Genomic DNA, 18,103 nt, shown 5'->3' on the forward strand with positions numbered 1-18,103 from the left:
TGTGGGATGTCTGGTTCAGTTCAGAATTCGCGGTCGAGCCGTTAACAAGTTCGAAGTAGCACCACATTGAAGCGCGCTCTGCGGGGCGCGTTCTCCTTTTCCAGTCGTAGCGGCTTGCATGCAAATCCAGCTACGTGGTTGCGAAAAAACGCGGACAGCCGGTAGGCTCATCGGGCCCTGCAACCGCTCGAAGGAAATCAGATGAATACCGCACCGTCAAACGCACACGGGTCCCATGTCCAGGGTATGCTTCTGATGTGTGTGGGGGTCGCCTGCCTGAGCGCCAACGATGCGATCGCCAAGGCCTTGACCGACGGGTATTCACCTCTCCAGATACTCTTCTTGCGGAATGTCATCGCCTTGCCCTTCACCATCGGCATTGCGCTGTTGATGGGCGGGCGCGCGGCACTGCGCTCGCATCGACCTGCCGCTCATTTGCTTCGTGGCGCGCTTTGGGTCGGTGCCGCGTTGATGTTCTTCACGAGCTTCATCTACCTGCCGCTCGCCGAAGCGACCGCGCTGATTTTCGTCGCTCCGTTCTTCATCACCGTGATCTCGGCATTGTTTCTCGGGGAAGACGTGGGGTGGCGGCGCTGGATGGCGGTTCTCGTAGGATTTCTTGGGGTTCTCCTGATCATCCGACCGGGAGGAGCGGCGTTTCAAGTGATCTCTCTTCTGCCGGTGGCGACAGCGCTGGTGTACGCGCTGCTCATGCTCAGCGCCCGCTGGGTCGACAAGCGCGAAAGCGTTTGGACTTTGCTCGTTTACTTGACAGGGGCCGGAGCGTTGCTGAGTGCGCTGATCGTGCCTTTCGTCTGGGTTCCGGTCCGCGCTGGGGACCTTTGGCTGTTCGCGGGCATCGCAATCTTCGGCACCGCCGGGATGACAATGATGACCCAAGCATTCCGCTTGGCACCTGCGGTGGTCGTTGCACCGCTCGACTACACCGGCCTGCTCTGGGCCACGCTCTTTGGATGGCTCATCTGGCGCGAAAGCCTGGACCTGATCACGGTTTTCGGTGCGACAATCATCATCGCGAGCGGCGTTGTCACGATCCTGCGGGAGCACCGGACCGCTTCGTAGAGCGCCATGATGGCAAGCTAGAGAGCTGGAGATGGTCGCCGTCTGCCGGACAGTGATGCACCACCTTCGGCGCCGGCGCCCCCTTCAGATCCAGTCACCAGACGCGGCCGACACGATGATGCGGCATTCTCGAGCCGGAGAGCTCAAAAAGGCGATTAGGCCCCAAAAATCGCTTCGCAGTTCCGAGATCCGAACCAGCACAAAACGATGCCAGTCTTTGGCCGATAACGCCCGTTTGAACCGTATTTAAAAGGGGTTTGAGCGCGAAGCCTCGCACGCTTCATATAATGACACTTACAAACCGCAACAGCATCCTTGGAGTCACTTCGGCATCTACTGCAAAAAGCTAATTTCGGGTCAGAACCGGAATCTGCCAGCCGTCAGATCCATCGTGCAGGTCGCGTAAAGGTTCGCCTTCAGATCCCGCTCGGACCCGCAGTCGGTCAGCGTCGTGTCGAGGATCGGGCAGTGGCTCTCGGCTGCGAAGTGAAAGCCTTAGGAGGCCGATCCGCCCGACCGGTGCCGCGTGAACCGCGTGCCGCGCACATGTAGGCGATGCAATCCTCCAACACGCTTTCCTGACCGCGAACGCCAAAGCCCCCCCCGATCCGACCCAGCCCGAAGGTCCGGTCCCGCCATAACCGCTCCCGGCATGTGGCGGATGTCCAGAACCGTGCGATTGTTGGTCACGACCTTCACATCAGAGGTGACCACGATGCCGGTGTCGAGACGGATATACGCATCCTGCAGGTTGATCACCGATCTGCACCGAGCGGGCCCAGGCCGCGTTCCACGCCGGCCGCCCACTGTTGCGCACCGCCGGGCTGTTTTATCCGGTCGCGGTTGCCTGTGCGTGCTTGCGAATGCGCGACCCATGATTGGCAGATCGTGACATGCTGCGGCGCGACATCGGCGCTTCTGACGGACGCGGCTTTTGAGCCGGTAGGAACAGGTGCTGCGGAAGCTCCTTTAACCCAGATGTCCAAGCAGCCTGCATCTGTGCGCACTTCGGTCGGTATCCAACTTAAGCCATCTAGAATGAAAAACAGTACCGGCGCCCTGATCAGCGCCGCAGCAATCGTGGTGATCACGACCGCTGCGCGCTATACAGGCACCGATGCGCGCCCTCTTGTCGACTTATCCCGCAGAGGGGGCGAAGAAGAACCGGATCATTTCGGCGCTGGCATCGGGGCCGTTTGGATCAGCATAGCTGCCTGCCGGCTGCCCACCTGACCACGCGTGTCCAAGACCCTCGACGATCCAATGATCCACTGTTTCTGTGCCGTCGGCGTCCAAGGTCGTGCAGCGCCGATAGGACCGTCCGCCCATGGTGCCCGCAGACTCGGTTTGAAGTGACTGCCCCGGACCTCCTTCCAGAGCCTGGCGCACGATCTTCTCACCGTTAGACGGGTGAACCGTGGCATCGGCATCGCCGTGGAAGACGATGGTCCGCGCGGCCGCAGTGCGCGGCGCGCTCTCGATCGTGTTCCCAGCCATTGCCGCGAAGGCGGAGGGAACGTCCTTCGCCGCACCTGCGGGCAGACCGGAGTGGGCGCCCACGGCCTTGAAAAGCTCCGGATAAGTGCCACCAAGGATGACAGCCATCGCCGCACCTGCGGAGAGGCCTGCCACGAACACTCTGCCCTCGGGAATGGCGTGGCGCGCGATTACTTCGCGCGTGAGGCCTGCAAGGATTGCAGGCTCGCCCCGGTCGCGCGCCTGGTCGCCCCGGCTGAACCAGTTCCAGCAGGACTGAGCGTTGTCACCGCGCGATTGTTGCGGATAGACGACGACAAAGCGATGCTGTTCGGCCAAGGCATTCATTCCGGTGCCTGCGGCAAAGTCCTCCGGTGTCTGGGTGCAGCCGTGCAACATCACGACGAGGCCGGTGACCCCGTCTTGCGCGGAGGCAGGCACATAGGTGCGGTAGCCGCGCGTTCCCGCCGCGCAGGTAAAGCTGTCGGCGTCAAACTGCGCGCCACCGGGAAGGTCCAAGGCCTCGGCAGGCTGTCCTTGGGGTCGGAGGTGCGCCATCAGCCCCGGCAGCGCCGCGGGACCGGTGTCACCGACAGAGGCCAAGGGCGTGCCGGACTGCGACCCGGCGCCAAGACCGTGCCTGGCCAGCGTGCGGGTCACGAGGTCGTTGGCGGAGGTAAACTGCGCGGCGCGCGTTTGCCCGGTCGCCTGGCGCCATGCGCCGACGTTGAGATTCATCATCTGCTTTTCCTTGCAAAGAGCCGCCGCTACTGGATGCGGTCAGCGAGAGCCTTCTTGATGTCCGCGGATGCCTGAAGGCTGCCGAGAACCGTGATTGAGCCGATGGTCGCCAATGCGAGGTCGGGCGTGACATCGGAGGCGATGCGCGCGAGGCCCACCACCTTGATATGCAGGATTTCGCCAGCCGCACGAAGCTGTTCAAGCTCCGCCCGGCCAAAGTCCCGCAGGCCCAGCTCCATGGTGTGGCGCTCGATGGAGCGGTCTACGGCCTCCCCATGCGCATCGAGTTGCTTGCGGATCGCCGTGCGGATGAAGTCGCTGCGGTTCGAATAGAACCCTTCCTGGACCAGCAAATCGATGCGACCAAGGTCGACGAAGCCGAGATTGATGGTGATCTTCTCGTTCTCAGGCTGCTTATCCCTGAAGTGTCTTATCTCTGCCATTGGCGTTTCTCCATCTGCATGGATGGTATATGGCTGTTTTATCGGAGTGCGCAAGTGCTTCGTGCTCGATTTCGTCCTTGCGAGCTGCAAGGTGTGCAACGCGCGGCTGATCTGGAGGCCTAAGCCGCATGGGTGCTTGCCCGCCTTGACCGTCATTGCCTAGGCCGCCGCCTTTCCCAAAGTCACTCCCCACCATCGTTCGAATGCCCGGCCAGATCGACAAGGGGGCAATTTGGCATTTCAGGTCGCGAGGTTTCGCCCTTGAACGAGGCGCAGCTGTTCTAAGGGACGAGCATGCGCGGCGATCCGGTTAGGTAGCAGCGCTTCGCTCCAATCCGAAAGCGGGCAGCCGGCCATCGCCACCATCAAAAGATGTGTCGACCGTCGGACGGATTTCAGAGCGCTCTACAGTCGGTCGTTGCTCAATGTCTTTCGCGCGCAAGGTCCCCCACGCCGCAAGGCGGCGATTTCGCGTTTTGCGCGGACCAGCACTTTACCCAGCAGGGAACGCATTCCGAAACGGAAGCGGCCGTCACACGGCATGCTTCTTCTTCGCGATTGCCTGCAGTGCGGCGCCTGATTGGATGTCCCAAGCGATCGGTCTGTTTCGCTATGGCTTGTTCTGATGCGCGGCCCTGAAACACCTTCCGCTCGGGGAGCAGTCAGTCAGCCGAAACCGTGGCTTGATTGGAAATTTCCGCCTTTCACGTTAGGTAACCGCTCAAGGATTGCATGTAGACTGCTGGTGCTGCCGATCAGGCGCCAGTTTAGTGCGCAACTGATGAGGAGCCATCCAATGTCCAAAGAAACCCAAGCCCCAACGACCGAGGTTGTCTCAGGCTGGACCGATCCGACGCTGGATTCCGTGCGTGGAACTGAAACCCCCAAAGACCCGAACAAGGGATATATCGCCCTGCTCGGCTGGAGCTTTAACGCAATCAAGGCGGCTCAGAAATTTGACCGCCGCTACGTTGTAGTGGCGCCCGACTGGGCCGCGGATTTTTGCCAGGCCAATAACATTCCGTTCATTCCCTGGGACTTTGCGCGGCTCAATGACAGGTCGATGGAAATCGCCCAGCGCCTCAAGGACGACGGCGTCGATGTGGCCATCCCGCTGTTCGAGGAAACCGTTGAATGGTCCGGCGCGATCAACTCGGTGCTCATGGACAAGCCGCGCATGTACGGGCAGTCCATCCTGTTCCGCGACAAGGCGCTGATGAAGCGCCGCGCCCAGCTGGGCGGCATCCGTGTCGGCATCTTCGAAGAAGCCTATGAAAAAGACGACATCATCCGCTTCATGAAGCGGGTCAATCAGACGCTGCTCAAGCTGGACGGCGACCCCGATGACCCGATACACGTCAAGGCTTTCGACAAGGCTGGCTGCCTGGGCCACCGGATGATCCGCGATATCGAGGACATCGACAAGATTCCCGAAGAAGAATATCCGCTGTTGATGGAAAGCCATCTCGACGGTTGGGAATTTGCGGTCGAGGCTTGGATTCATGATGGGGAAATCAAGTTTCTCAACATCTCTGAATACGTAACCTTGGGGTATTCTGTCTTCGTACCGGCCACCAAGGAGCTGGAGAGCTGGCGCGACGCGATCACCAAGCAGATCGAGAAGCTGATCAAGACGTTTGACATCAAGTTTGGCCAGATCCACCCGGAGTATTTCGTCACCTCCGACGGCGAGATGTACTTTGGCGAAGTCGCCTATCGTCCGCCGGGCTTCAAGGCGTTTGAGCTGATCGAACGGGCCTATGGCTTCAGCCCCTATCAGGCGTCCATGCTGGTGTTCGACCCCAAAAGCACCAAGGAAGAGGTCGACGCCTTCTTCCCCCGTGAGGTTGAGGATGCCAAGTGCTACGCGGGCTGTTTCGGTGTCTATCCGCGACGCCGCGTGGTCAGCAAACTGGAAATGCCGAAGGAAACAACGGAACATCCGTATTTCGAGTCGCACGAACTGGTTGCGCCCACAGAGGAAACTGTCCCGGACAGGTCGGCCTTTGGCACGCACTGGGGGCTCTTGTTCTTTGCGGGTGATGATCCCATAAAACTGCGAGATCTGCTGAAAGCGCAGGAAGAGTTGGATTTTTACGTCTGATGAGAACGCTCAACGACGACCAAAATAATAATATCGACAGCCGGGCGTCCTGCGCCCGGCTGTCGGATGATCTGGACGTCGCGATTGAAGAACTTCGACAGGCGCAGCCCGATACCAAACTGGAAGCTCAGCGAGCCGTTTTGACCCTTGTCTGGCAGCTGTTGCAGACAGAGGGCGGGATGGATGTGATTTTCGAACGGGCTGTCCCCATGGATCTTGCCGGAGTGTTTGCCGGATCGGACTGGGACAAGCCGGAGGCTTTGCTTCCACAGGTTTCGGCCAACACGCTGCTTGCGGAAGACACGGGTCTTGTTGCCATCGAGGTTGCAAGCCTGTGCCGGTTCCTATCGGTTGCTACGGGCGCGACACGCCACCGCAACTTGCATCAGGACACCGCACGGCATTTCTTGACGCAGGTCCTTGCCCTCAATCTCAGGGATATCTTTGGCCAGCCGGACGAGGCGACGCGGTCCTTGGGCGAGCGGCAAGAGACCAAGGAACGGATCCTGCGGTTCATTTCCGAACACATCGGCCTGACGGACGTGCTGGGCGCGCTTGTCACTGAAATCTGGCGACTGCTTGAACAGCGCTCGGTTCAGGTCGGCGTTGTCAAAGACATGATTGCGCAGATAGCCATCGCCCTGAACGAAAACGGGACCGAGCCGGGCAGCGAGCGGCTTGGCGCGGAACGTCTTGTGAGCGCCCTGTTCGGCCCGACCGTCGCCTCTCTGGATGATCCGGGTGTTGCCGCTTACCTTGAACGGATCGAACATTTTGACGAGGCCGCCCTGTCCCGCGAGGCGATGGGCTTCGCGCGGGCGATGCATGACACCGGTCTTGTCTCAGACTACCATGTAACATTCCTGCTATACGCGCTGGATTACCATGATCGCGCGCTGGTGCCCGAAACGCTGGGCTTGGGAACAACCGGTCTGGATTGTTGGCGCCACTACCGCCGCCTGATCGAGGACCTGATCCGCGCGGGCGTCACACTGTCGACGCCTCAGGCCATTTACGGACTGACAATGCTGCTGGAACGTGGTGTTCTGCACCATGCGCCGATGGTCCCGGCTCTGGATCGGCAATTGCGGCAAAAGGTGCGCGGTTCCGCCCGTGACCGCATCAGCCTTGGCTTTGGTGATGTTGTTTCGCCGGAGACGCATGTTCTTGCGGGCGTGCTGCAAATCATCGGCCAGCCACTTGGCGTTGGCCAAGGCGCCAATCCCACCTGTCAGTCGGCGCGCGCCATTGCCATGTGGTCTCAGGTCGAACCTGACTACCTGCTTCGTATCATTCATCAAGCCTCGGAATTCGATGCAATTCTGATGCATTTTGAAGGAAACGAGATCAACTCTGCAAACTTGCCCGTCGGTCTGGCCGGATTTGGCCCGATTGACGCTGATCCTGTCTCCGTGCTGTTGGTGGCACATCTTGACAAGATCTATGCCCGTATGGGGCAGCTTTGCATCGGGCGTGATGGAGATCCTCATCGTTGGATCAACCCTGAGTTTCACGGATGGTGGGTGTCACGCGACTGCGCTGTCGCCGTGGATGTGGCGACCGGAAAACTCGCGGATTACGACAGTTTCCTGCGCCGCTTCTTTGCCACCTATCATCCGCATCACAATGGCGACCTTCCGGTAAGCCACCCCCAACCCGCCGGCATCGCGGTCACAGATCCAAATCAACAATTCATTGGCTGGCACGCCATTGCCATTCTGCGTGTAGCAGAAGACCAAGCCGGAAACATGCGTGTGTATTTTTACAACCCGAACAACGACAGTGGGCAGGATTGGGGCGGCGGCGTCGTGGTGTCGACCAGTGGAAACGGCGAACGCAGCGGCGAAGGCTCCCTAGAGTTCGGGCACTTCCTGTCCCGGGTTTACCTGTTCCACGACGACTTGTTCCGCGGCAATGAGACATTGGAAGATGTATCCGAAGCCGAGATTGAATTGGTCCGAAAACAAGCAACGGACAGCTGGGCCGCCGACCGGCTCTGAGCCGTGACCATTTACCGGCATCATAAGGCGTCACCTTTGAACGAGACGGTGACGCCAGCACTTTCAAGCTTTGTGGTAATTTGCCCTTGGTGCCTATGCTGATGCCAGACGAAGTCCTGGTCGCCCGCTCGCCCCGCGCCCCGCGCCCCGCGCCCCGAGGCATGTAACACCCATTGCGGTCGATCATTGCAGTCCGACCCCGAAAACTCGGCATTCTGAGTACGATATCGGTAATAAAACGTCTCGACTAACCTCGACCTTCCCTCTCCTCGACCGGACGCGCGGCTCTGCTCCAGCACAAAGCCCTTCGAGCAAAGCACTACGCAACTCATGCATCGCCAGATTAACCTACAGCCTTCTTCGCAGGAGCTTGAAGATACAGAGGTGCCGTCGTCTTGACCCTCTGCGTGTCCTCCTAGATACCAAGGCACAAAGGAGGCCCCATGATTACCACGCCCCTCATTACAGACAGCCACTGCCATCTCGACTTCCCGAATTTCGACGAGGCCCGCCCGGACTATATCTCGCGCGCAACGCAAGCCGGGGTGCATAGAATGGTGTCCATCTGCACCAAACTGCGCACAGAACCGCAGGTCCGCGCCATTGCCGAGACCTTCGATCCGGTGTTCTATGCAGCCGGGACCCACCCGATGAGCGCCGCAGAAGAGCCCCTTGCCTCGGTAGAGGAGCTTGTGAAGCTCTCCGAACACCCCAAATTCGTGGGCATCGGCGAGACCGGGCTGGACTACCATTACACGGCAGACAGTGCCGAGGTGCAGAAGACCTCGCTCAAGATCCACATCGAGGCGGCGCAGGAAACCGGCTTGCCGCTCATCATTCACAGCCGCGACGCGGATGATGACATGGCGCAGATCCTGACAGACGGCTACCGCGCGCGTCCCTATACATGTGTGATGCACTGCTTCTCCTCGACGCCCGGCTTGGCCAGGGCCGCGCTCGACCTGGGGTTCTACCTGTCCATGTCGGGCATCACGGCGTTCCCCAAGTCACAGGAGCTTCGGGACATTTTCGCCACCGCGCCGCTGGAACGGATATTGGTCGAAACGGACAGCCCCTACCTTGCACCGCCGCCCTATCGCGGCAAACAAAACGAGCCGTCTTACGTCGTGCACACCGCACAAAAGGCGGCAGAGGTCTTTGGTCTGTCCTACGAGGATTTCGCCAAGGCGACAGAGGCCAACTTCGACCGGCTGTTTTCCAAGGCCGCCAGCTGGTCCCCCGCGCAGGTTTCCGTATGACGGATCAGCTGCGGTTTACGATCCTTGGATGCGGCTCCTCCGGAGGTGTGCCGCGTCTCGGCGGCCATTGGGGAGAGTGCGACCCCTCCAATCCCAAAAACCGCCGTCGCCGCTGTTCGATGCTGGTGGAGCGGATTTCTGACGCTGGCACCACCCGCATTTTGATCGACACCACCCCCGACATGCGTGCCCAGTTGCTTGATGCAGGCGTCGGGCACCTTGACGCCGTGGTATGGACCCACGCCCATGCGGATCATGTGCACGGCCTTGATGACCTGCGCCAGATCGTCTTCAACACCAAGGAACGCCTGAATGTCTGGGCAGACGGAGAAACGCAGAACGACCTGATCTCGCGCTTCGCCTATGCCTTTGTTCAGCCCGAAGGCTCGCCCTACCCGCCCATCTTGAACCTGCACACCATTGATGGACCGCTGACCATCACAGGCAACGGCGGCGACGTGACCTTGACACCTTTCCGGGTAAACCACGGCGCCATCGACGCTTTGGGCTTTCGCATCGGCGACCTCGCCTACCTGCCGGATGTGGTGAAGATTCCCGAAGCCGCCTGGGAACACCTGCATGGCCTTGAATGCTGGATCCTCGACGCGCTGCGCCGTACACCGCATCCCACCCACGCACATCTGGCACTGGCCCTGGAATGGATCGAACGCGCGCAGCCCGATCATGCGGTGCTCACCAATATGCATATCGATCTCGATTATGACGCCGTGGCCGCCGAGACCCCGGATCACATTACACCGGCCTATGACGGCATGGTCCTGACGTATGACGTATAACGGGCGCCCCTGTGCCCTTCGACCCTAGGCCCTCCTGATGCAAGCGCTCCTTGATGTCATTCTTCCCGTCTTCCTCCTTATCGGGGCGGGATATCTCGCCGCGTGGAAGGGGGGCTTCGGCGAGAGTGCGGTCGACGGGCTGATGAAATTCACCCAGAACTTTGCCATTCCGTGCCTGCTGTTTCGGGGCATCTGGCAGCTTGACCTCGGGCCGGATTTCAACCCATGGCTGATTGTCTCGTTCTACACCGGGTCGGTGACAGGTTTCACCGTAGGTCTGCTTGGCGGACGTTTTCTGTTTCGGCGCGATTGGGAAGACGCCATTGCCATAGGCTTTTGCTGCCTGTTTGCGAACTCGGTCATGCTGGGCCTGCCATTAACCGAACGCGCCTACGGCGAAGGGGCCCTTCAAGCCAACTATGTCATCATCGCCCTGCATTCGCCGATTTGCTACGGCATCGGGATTACGACGATGGAGGTCTATCGCGCCGGGCGGGATAAGCTGCCAGGCGCACAAGTGCCCGCAAGGGTGCTCAAAGCCATGTTTCGCAACGCACTGGTGATCGGCATCTCGTTGGGCGTGATGGCCAATTTGACCGATGCGAAGCTGCCTGCTGTCATCACCGACGCGCTCGATCTGATGATCCGCTCCGCCTTGCCGGCGGCTTTGTTCGGCATGGGGGGCGTGCTCTACCGCTACAAGCCGGAGGGCGATTTCCGTGTCATCGCATTTATCTGTGCGGTGTCCTTGCTGTTGCACCCGGCGATCACCTTTACGCTGGGCACCCTGACGGGACTGTCGACCGAGGCAAAACGCTCCGCCGTACTGACGGCTGCGATGGCGCCAGGGATCAACACCTATGTCTTTGCCAACATGTACGGGCGCGCGCGGCGGGTCGCAGCCTCAGGCGTTTTGATCGCTACAAGCTTGTCCTTGCTGACCGCCTGGGTTTGGCTGTCACTCCTCCCCTAGGACTTATGCGGTCAGCCGCGTCGGCCACTGGACGATACGCGCCACGGGCCGTATCGTCCGGCGCATGACCCATGCCGACCGTCCCATGTTGGGCATTTCATTGATGCTGGCCGTTTGCCTGTGCGCCCCTCTTGGTGACGCTTTGGCAAAGCTGTTGGGCGCGCATATCTCGGTTGGTCAGATCACAACCCTGAGGTTCGCCGCCCAGACGCTGATCCTTGTGCCGCTCAGCCTAGTTCTGGGGCGATCATGGAGTATGTCGCTTGGGACGTTTGTTCTTTTGCTTGCGCGAACGCTCTGCCACATCTCTGGCATCATGCTGATGGTCACCGCGCTGCTCTACCTGCCCATCGCCGATGCCATCGCCATCGCTTTCGTCATGCCCTTCATGGCGCTGCTTCTTGGTCATGTGTTTCTGAAAGAGCACGTGGGTCCGCAACGCCTGGCTGCCTGTGCCATAGGCTTTGGCGGCACGCTGATGGTCGTTCAACCCGCATTTGCCGAGGTCGGCGCACCGGCCTTGCTTCCATTGCTCGTCGCCTTTGTCTTCACCTTGTATATGCTGCTCAGCCGCAAGCTCGGGGTCCGACTAGACCCAATCGCACAACACGCCGTCGCCGGTCCGATCGCCTTGGCCCTGCTGGTTCCCGTCATGGCATTGACGCCCGTTTCCGTGCAGGAAATGTCGTGGATTTCGCCCACCTTGCATATCTGGCTCTTGATTGTTCTTATGGGGATCGTCGGAACAACGGCGCACCTGATGATGTCCTGGGCCCTCAAATACGCCCCGACAAGCACGCTTGCGCCGATGCAATATCTCGAAATTCCCGTTGCGACCCTGATTGGCTGGCTGATCTGGCGCGAAGCTCCCGGCCCGCTCGCCAGTTGCGGCATCGCAGTGACCATTGGCAGCGGCCTTTATATCGTCATGCGGGAACGGGCCAGTGCGGCGCGTTCTCTAATGACGAAACCAGTGCATCCAGGTGCTCCGCCGGCAGAATAAGCAGCATCCCTGTCGCTTCGAATTCAAGGCGCACAGGGCCTGAAACTTCGTTAGAGGTGCCCGTCACCCCACCGGGGGCAAAGGAGATCCCGTCCAAAGGCCAGCGCAACCCCTCTGACCGCGCTGTAACCCGCCGCATGGGAAAAAGCGAAAACCGCGACCCGATGGGCAGATCCAGCACGATATTGGGCGGGCAATGACAGACCACATCATATTTCCCCACCAAGACGCAGCGCGTCTCCGGTCGCCGCACCAGTACATTCATTGCGGCCAGCTGGTGATCCAACCGGCGTCCGAGGAACCCATAGCCTATGACCAGCGGCGCTTTTATGTGGCGCAAACATTTGTCGAAATCTGTCGACTCTTGCTCTGCCACCTGGCGCAGAACGCCAGGCGCAAGCTGCGCCTTCACGTCATCTGAAAGCGAATCCATATCGCCAAAGACCGCGTCAGGCATCCGCCCCGCCGACAACACAGGGTTCGCTCCGCCATCTGCGGCCACGACAACCTTTGCATGCTGCAAAACTTCTCGCAGAACTTTGTCCTGCAAGGCACCGCCGCCCACCAAAACGACCTGCGCCGTTGTTTCAACAATTTTAACGTTCATGGCAGATTAATGGCAATTCGAGAAACAGACCACAATCAAGTCACAAAATGATACCCTTGTGGGCACAGATTCGTTCAGCTTTGGTCCCGATGATCATGGTAAACACACTATTGCATAACGAACGAAAGTGAACAGCACATGGTGAGTTCGAGCAAGATCCTGACCGTCTCCTACGGCACCTTCTCCTGTACGGCGGAAGGGTTTGAAGATCCGCTCGCGGTGGTCAAGGAAACAACACATTTCTTCCGAGGTGTGGTCGGCAATGACCGTTTCTTTGGCGCAGAGCCTCCGCAGTTCGATTCCGAGATGGCGACGGAAATGATGCGCGCCCAGCTTGCCCAATCATCGGAGCATGGCGAGGGCAAGCTCACGCTTGGCTCCCCCATCAAGGCGGCCTCGTCCAGCGCACTCAGCGCGGCACTTGCGGCGGGACCGACCCGGCGCGCAGCCGACCCCGAGCCGCCCACAGATACGCTGCCCGACGATGACACAATTGAGGCAACCGCCGTTCTGACCGAAATCCCGCTCGACACAGCGGAGGCTCCGCTGCCCGAAGTTCCCACTGCCATCGTCGATGAAGCGCCGAAAACCGTTGTTGAAACGCCCCTTCCGCAGGCGGACGACACGGGGGCGCGGGCTGCATATCAGCCTGATGCGGCCGAAACATCTGACGACTCCTTTATTGCCGATACGGTGGCTGCCGCCACCGCGGAGGTCACCGCGCCTGCTCCGCGGCCCTCCACTTCTGAAAGCGTGGCCGCCAAACTCGACCGCATCCGCGCCGTCGTTGCCAGCAATGACGCGCAAGAGGCAAACATCGAAGACGGCTATGACGCTGATGAGACCGACGAAGTCGATCCTGCGTTCATCGCAACCGCCGAGATGCCGGTCCGTGCAGAAACGAGTTTGATTATCGCTGACGATGATATCCCCGGCGAAGAAGAGGATGACGACGCTCTGACCGCGCTGCTTGGCGAATTCGACAACGACCGGGCGCCAGAGACTGACGACACTCCAACGACCGCCCTGACCAGGGAAGCCGAAGCCCCTGAATGGGACGAGGACCGCGTCCTTGCAGACAGCATCGCGAGCCTGATGGGAGACACTACGGCGGGGCCACACCCCGCCGAGCCGGAAATTTTGCAAACCAATGTCGAAAGCACCGCCGACGAGATTTTCGAAGCCCCCACCGCGGCGGACGACAACAACTTCGACGCCTGGGATATCGCCGAAGAAACGACGGGCCACGTTGAGGATGCTATAGAGGCAGCGGACTTTCCGAACGTGCCAGAGGAAGACAAGACACCTGAGGCGCCCGAGCCCGCGCAAGCTCCGCTCCGAGCGCGGGTGGTCAAGGTAAAACGAGCTGATTTCCAGCGCGCGGTTGAACAGGGCGCACTGGAAGAGATCGACACTGAGGAGGAGACCGAGGCCGCCGATGCCTCTGCCGACAGGGCCGGAGCCTCGCCGGTGCCCATGTCCGACGAGAGCACCCTGTCGCCTGAGGAAGAAGACGAACTCGCCCGCGAACTCGCGGCCGTCAAGGCAGAGCTGAGCGGTGAATTCGACGATTGGGATGAAGACGAGGACGACGAGGATGCCACCCGCAGGCTCCATGCCCGTTTCGACGAAGAGACAACTGACGACGACACTCCAATCCGCGCTGAGGGCTGGGATGACGAAGCCTCTTATTACGAGGATGATGACGAAGAGGACGGTCAGTCGGTCGAAACTGGGCCATTTCGCCTCGACAACCCACTTGTGTCGGCAACCGACACCGGGTCTGAGGAGGATGAGGACGACGACGCGCGTATGCGCTGGCCCGCCGACCTCGATGCCATCGATGCCCGAATGGCCGGCTCCCTGGGCACACCCGACCGCGCAGCGGACAAGACGGAGGACGGTCTTGAGGAGATGATCCGCGACTCCGCTCGCAAGACTGTTAAGATGGCCAGCCCTGCTCGCGTGATGCTGACGGAACGCGAGGTGAAGGACGACGATACCTCGCGCCTGATGGAGCAGACCGATACGGAAATGGAAGAGCCCGAAGGCAACCGTCGCCGTACCGCAATCGCTCATCTGCGCGCCGCCGTTGCCGCGACCAAGGCGGACCGGCTGCTCGGCCGACGCGCTGATGCGGCGGAGGTTCAGGAGCCTTACCGCGAGGACCTCGCCAATGTGGTGCGCCCGCGTCGTCCGCAATCCGCGCCTGCGGCAAGGACGGAACGCCCGGTCGAGCAGGCATCGCGCCCTGCCCCGCTGAAGCTCGTAGCGGAACAGCGCGTCGAAGACGAAACCGCGCGAAAGGCATCTGTGTCCTCAGACCTGCCACGCACAGTTCCGGTGCGTCCGCGCCGGGTGCAGCGTGTGGCAGACGTGGACTCCCACGAAACCGGGTCCACCAGCGACAGCGACGGCTTCGTCGCTTATGCGGAACAAGTCGGTGCCACCGAACTGCCTGAATTGCTCGAAGCGGCGGCAGCCTACATGGCGTATGTAGAGGGCCGCGATCAGTTCTCGCGTCCGCAACTGATGTCGACGGTGCGCCTTGCCGAAGCCCAGGAATCCTCTCGCGAGGATCGCCTGCGCAGCTTTGGTCAACTTCTTCGCGAAGGTAAGATCAAGAAGACCGCAGGAGGTCGCTTTACCGCCTCTGACCGGATCAGCTTCAAACCGGACCGCGCTGCCGGGTAAACAGCTGCCTAGAAGACATCCAAACGGCGCCCCATCGGGGCGCCGTTTCCGCATCCGGGCGTAAAATGCCCCATGCGACAGACACATGCCTTTGGCGATCAGGAGACTTTGGCAAATACGCCGCGGCCAAAGGCGAGCTAAGCAGACAGATGAGCTCCGACCAGACCGCGATGTTTGGCAGAGGGGCGGCGGCACTGGCCTTTAAAGTGACGCAGGAAGCCCGACGGCCATCGCAGTCCATCCGGTAAGTACGATGGCTGACCTCAACGAAAAACGGCCCTCCCAACCGGGAAGGCCGTTCTGCTACTTCAATCCGTCATCTTCAAACTCGACCGGATCCGCGTCCGGGTCTGCCTGTCCCACGCCCTTGAAGACGAACTTGAACGGCAGCGCCCAGACCACGCCGAGCGCCACGTAAATGATGAACTCCAACCACAACGGCGGGCGATCAAACAGGCTCAACAGGAACCAGACCGCTGCAATATAGGCCGGCAGGCCAAAGATCAGCAGAACCAGCGACCAGCGCCGCCGTGCCTTGTACGACAGTTCCATGCGTCCCTCCTGCGGGTCAGTCGGCAAACGGGTCCGTCACAAGGATTGTGTCGTCCCGTTCGGGAGAGGTGGACAGTAGCGCCACCGGGCAACCGATCAACTCTTCGACACGGCGCACATACTTCACCGCAGCGCCCGGCAAATCGGCCCAAGAGCGCGCCCCTTCGGTCGACTCAGACCAGCCCTCCATCTCTTCGTAGATCGGCGTGCAGCGCGCCTGCTCTTCAGAGGCGAATGGCAAGTAGTCCATCGTCTTGCCGTCCAGCTCATAGCCTACGCAGATCTTCAGGGTCTCGAAGCCATCGAGAACATCCAGCTTTGTCAGGGAGATACCGTTGACGCCAGAGGTCGCACAGGTCTGACGCACAAGCGCTGCGTCAAACCAGCCGCAGCGACGTTTGCGGCCCGTCGTGGTGCCGAATTCATGGCCACGTTCACCAAGACGCTGACCGTCATCGTCGTCCAGCTCGGTCGGAAAAGGACCTTCGCCAACGCGGGTTGTGTAGGCTTTCACGATGCCCAGAACATAGTCGATCGATCCCGGGCCGATCCCTGTTCCGGTCGCCGCCTGCCCTGCGATCACGTTGGACGAGGTCACAAAGGGATAGGTGCCAAAGTCGATGTCCAGCAAAGCCCCTTGCGCCCCTTCGAACAGGATACGTGAGCCCGCCTTGCGCTTTTCGTTCAGCACCTTCCAGACCGGCGCGGCATAGGGCAGGACTTTTTCTGCGATGTCGCGCAGCGCCGCCAGCAGCGCGTCACGGTCCACGGGCTCGATACCCAGCCCACGGCGCAGCGGATCGTGGTGCTGCAACGCGCGATCCACACGTGCCTCCAGCGTCGCCGGATCGGCAAGATCGGCCACGCGCACCGCACGGCGTCCCACCTTATCCTCGTAGGCCGGGCCGATGCCGCGACCTGTGGTGCCGATTTTGGTGCCTTTGCTGGCCGCTTCTTCGCGCGCCCGGTCGAGCTCACCATGGATCGGCAGGATCAGCGGCGTGTTCTCAGCGATCATCAGCGTTTCAGGCGTGATTTCAACACCTTGAGCGCGCACTGTCTCTATCTCGTTCATCAGGTGCCAAGGGTCCAGCACCACGCCATTGCCGATCACGGACAGCTTGCCACCACGCACGACGCCGGATGGCAGCGCGTGCAGCTTGTAGACCTTGCCGTCGATCACCAGCGTATGGCCTGCGTTGTGACCGCCTTGGAATCGACAGATGACGTCGGCACGCTCCGACAGCCAGTCCACGATCTTGCCCTTGCCTTCGTCGCCCCACTGGGCGCCGACAACCACGACGTTTGCCATATTTCTGAGTCCTTTCGGTGATCTCAAACCCGCGCCCGTATAAAGGCGCAAGTGGCATAGCGAAACCTCAAAATCGCGCGAACCGCCACGGACGGTGGCCTTTACAGCGCGCCGCGCATCCCCCACCTATAGGCGCGATCAAGTCGAGGAAGCTCCAATGTCCTTTTTTCTACGCTGGCTGTTCGCCTTTTTGCTGCTGGCCGCGACATATAATCCGACGGATTGGAACTACGTCCGCGGCGCACAAGCCTACTGGGGGCAGACACCCTCTGTGGTGACATTGGTCGGGCTGCTCCTGCTCGCCGGATATGTCATCTATCTGCGCGCAACATTCAGGAGCATCGGGCCGGGCGGGGTTATTTTCGTGCTCGCGCTCTTCGGGGCGCTGTTATGGGTTGCAAGCGACTTTGGCCTGATTTCCATCTCGGACCCGGGCCTTGCCACATGGGTGGCCATCCTTGCAGGCTCTCTGGTTTTGGGCATCGGCATGAGCTGGTCGATCATTCGCCGCGCGATCTCCGGGCAAGTGGACACCGACGACGTCGAGGAGTAACGCATCCCTTGCGACCGCAATGCGCCTTGCGTCTCCGGCACGCATCCCCTACATAGCCGCGAACTCCGCAATGATCGTGCAGGCCACATGCAGAACGTCGTACTAATCATCCATCTTCTCCTTGCCCTCGGCCTGATCGGGGTCGTGCTGCTTCAGCGCAACGAAGGCGGAGGCCTTGGTATGGGCGGCGGTGGCGGCCCGGCCGGATCTCGCCCAGCGACTTCGCCGCTGGCGAAATTCACGTGGATGCTCGCTGGCGCCTTCATCGTCACCTCCATCACGCTGACGATCTTCGCCGCACAGAATTCCGCAGGCTCATCGATCCTCGATCGTCTTGCGCCGCTGGGCTCGCAGTCCTCCGATGACGCCGCACCGACCGTTCCGGGCGCGGATCTTGATATGGACAGCATGTTGCCCCCGCCCTCCGCAGACGGCTCAACAGCCCCGCTGACGCCTCGCGCAGACTAAACCGACCTCGGCACAGCATTCCTGAAAGGCGGCTTGAA

At 60.6% G+C, this 18,103-nt stretch carries 17 protein-coding genes; 10 read left to right on the forward strand and 7 right to left on the reverse strand.

Annotation, left to right across the window (positions count from 1 at the left end; genetic code table 11):
* Window positions 1-201: 201 nt before the first annotated feature.
* Window positions 202-1,083, forward strand: coding sequence for a DMT family transporter (locus GGQ68_RS04035; protein ID WP_183963176.1), 882 nt, complete (start codon window positions 202-204; stop codon window positions 1,081-1,083).
* 495 nt (window positions 1,084-1,578) lie between these two features.
* Here the strand turns inward: GGQ68_RS04035 and GGQ68_RS04040 are convergent, their stop codons facing one another.
* The 4 genes from GGQ68_RS04040 to GGQ68_RS04055 are packed head-to-tail and all read right to left on the reverse strand — an operon-like array spanning window position 1,579 to window position 3,743.
* Window positions 1,579-1,842: a hypothetical protein gene (locus GGQ68_RS04040; protein ID WP_183963178.1), complete on the reverse strand. Its 264-nt coding sequence runs from the start codon at window positions 1,840-1,842 to the stop codon at window positions 1,579-1,581.
* On the reverse strand, window positions 1,839-2,174 hold the full coding sequence (locus tag GGQ68_RS04045) for a hypothetical protein (RefSeq protein ID WP_183963180.1): 336 nt from the start codon (window positions 2,172-2,174) through the stop codon (window positions 1,839-1,841). The genes GGQ68_RS04040 and GGQ68_RS04045 overlap by 4 nt, the downstream gene beginning before the upstream one ends.
* Window positions 2,175-2,220: 46 nt before the next feature.
* A complete protein-coding gene (locus GGQ68_RS04050; protein ID WP_183963182.1) occupies window positions 2,221-3,300 on the reverse strand; it encodes an extracellular catalytic domain type 1 short-chain-length polyhydroxyalkanoate depolymerase in 1,080 nt (359 codons plus the stop codon).
* Between the two features lie 26 nt (window positions 3,301-3,326).
* A complete protein-coding gene (locus GGQ68_RS04055) occupies window positions 3,327-3,743 on the reverse strand; it encodes a CopG family transcriptional regulator (RefSeq protein WP_183963184.1) in 417 nt (138 codons plus the stop codon).
* Window positions 3,744-4,539: 796 nt separating this feature from the next.
* Between GGQ68_RS04055 and GGQ68_RS04060 the strand changes: the two genes are divergently transcribed.
* The 6 genes from GGQ68_RS04060 to GGQ68_RS04085 all read left to right on the forward strand — a co-directional run bounded on the left by GGQ68_RS04060 (window position 4,540) and on the right by GGQ68_RS04085 (window position 11,879).
* A complete protein-coding gene (locus tag GGQ68_RS04060; protein WP_183963186.1) occupies window positions 4,540-5,847 on the forward strand; it encodes an ATP-grasp domain-containing protein in 1,308 nt (435 codons plus the stop codon).
* Window positions 5,847-7,847 carry a hypothetical protein gene (locus GGQ68_RS04065; protein WP_183963188.1) on the forward strand — a complete coding sequence of 667 codons (2,001 nt, stop codon included), beginning with the start codon at window positions 5,847-5,849 and terminating at the stop codon, window positions 7,845-7,847. The genes GGQ68_RS04060 and GGQ68_RS04065 overlap by 1 nt, the downstream gene beginning before the upstream one ends.
* A gap of 443 nt (window positions 7,848-8,290) precedes the next feature.
* The gene (locus tag GGQ68_RS04070) at window positions 8,291-9,106 is read left to right on the forward strand and encodes a TatD family hydrolase (protein WP_183963190.1); all 816 of its coding nucleotides are present in this window, start codon (window positions 8,291-8,293) and stop codon (window positions 9,104-9,106) included.
* Window positions 9,103-9,903 carry an MBL fold metallo-hydrolase gene (locus tag GGQ68_RS04075; protein ID WP_183963192.1) on the forward strand — a complete coding sequence of 267 codons (801 nt, stop codon included), beginning with the start codon at window positions 9,103-9,105 and terminating at the stop codon, window positions 9,901-9,903. The genes GGQ68_RS04070 and GGQ68_RS04075 overlap by 4 nt, the downstream gene beginning before the upstream one ends.
* Before the next feature lie 37 nt (window positions 9,904-9,940).
* Complete coding sequence (locus GGQ68_RS04080) at window positions 9,941-10,876, forward strand: AEC family transporter (protein ID WP_183963194.1); 936 nt, start codon at window positions 9,941-9,943, stop codon at window positions 10,874-10,876.
* An 85-nt stretch (window positions 10,877-10,961) separates the two neighbouring features.
* A complete protein-coding gene (locus GGQ68_RS04085; protein ID WP_343055868.1) occupies window positions 10,962-11,879 on the forward strand; it encodes a DMT family transporter in 918 nt (305 codons plus the stop codon).
* Here the strand turns inward: GGQ68_RS04085 and GGQ68_RS04090 are convergent.
* Entirely contained in the window at window positions 11,803-12,486 is a 684-nt protein-coding gene (locus GGQ68_RS04090) for a thiamine diphosphokinase (protein ID WP_183963199.1), read from the reverse strand. The two genes, GGQ68_RS04085 and GGQ68_RS04090, sit on opposite strands and share 77 nt — an antisense overlap.
* Window positions 12,487-12,624: 138 nt before the next feature.
* Between GGQ68_RS04090 and GGQ68_RS04095 the strand changes: the two genes are divergently transcribed.
* Window positions 12,625-15,180: a hypothetical protein gene (locus GGQ68_RS04095; RefSeq protein ID WP_183963201.1), complete on the forward strand. Its 2,556-nt coding sequence runs from the start codon at window positions 12,625-12,627 to the stop codon at window positions 15,178-15,180.
* A 303-nt stretch (window positions 15,181-15,483) separates the two neighbouring features.
* Here GGQ68_RS04095 and GGQ68_RS04100 read toward each other — a convergent pair whose 3' ends face one another.
* Both GGQ68_RS04100 and GGQ68_RS04105 read right to left on the reverse strand, forming a co-directional pair.
* Window positions 15,484-15,732 (reverse strand): DUF2842 domain-containing protein, encoded by a 249-nt coding sequence (locus GGQ68_RS04100; RefSeq protein ID WP_183963202.1) that lies wholly within the window; start codon window positions 15,730-15,732, stop codon window positions 15,484-15,486.
* Between the two features lie 16 nt (window positions 15,733-15,748).
* Window positions 15,749-17,044, reverse strand: coding sequence for an adenylosuccinate synthase (locus GGQ68_RS04105; protein WP_183963204.1), 1,296 nt, complete (start codon window positions 17,042-17,044; stop codon window positions 15,749-15,751).
* Between the two features lie 157 nt (window positions 17,045-17,201).
* On the opposite strand from GGQ68_RS04105, the gene GGQ68_RS04110 reads away from it, so the two are divergent.
* Together GGQ68_RS04110 and secG are read left to right on the forward strand one after the other, a co-directional pair.
* Window positions 17,202-17,597: a DUF6524 family protein gene (locus GGQ68_RS04110; protein ID WP_183963206.1), complete on the forward strand. Its 396-nt coding sequence runs from the start codon at window positions 17,202-17,204 to the stop codon at window positions 17,595-17,597.
* Window positions 17,598-17,684: 87 nt separating this feature from the next.
* Entirely contained in the window at window positions 17,685-18,065 is a 381-nt protein-coding gene (secG, locus tag GGQ68_RS04115; RefSeq protein WP_183963208.1) for a preprotein translocase subunit SecG, read from the forward strand.
* Window positions 18,066-18,103: the final 38 nt, after the last annotated feature.

Origin of the sequence: Sagittula marina (assembly GCF_014196795.1) — a bacterium.
Classification (GTDB): domain Bacteria; phylum Pseudomonadota; class Alphaproteobacteria; order Rhodobacterales; family Rhodobacteraceae; genus Sagittula; species Sagittula marina.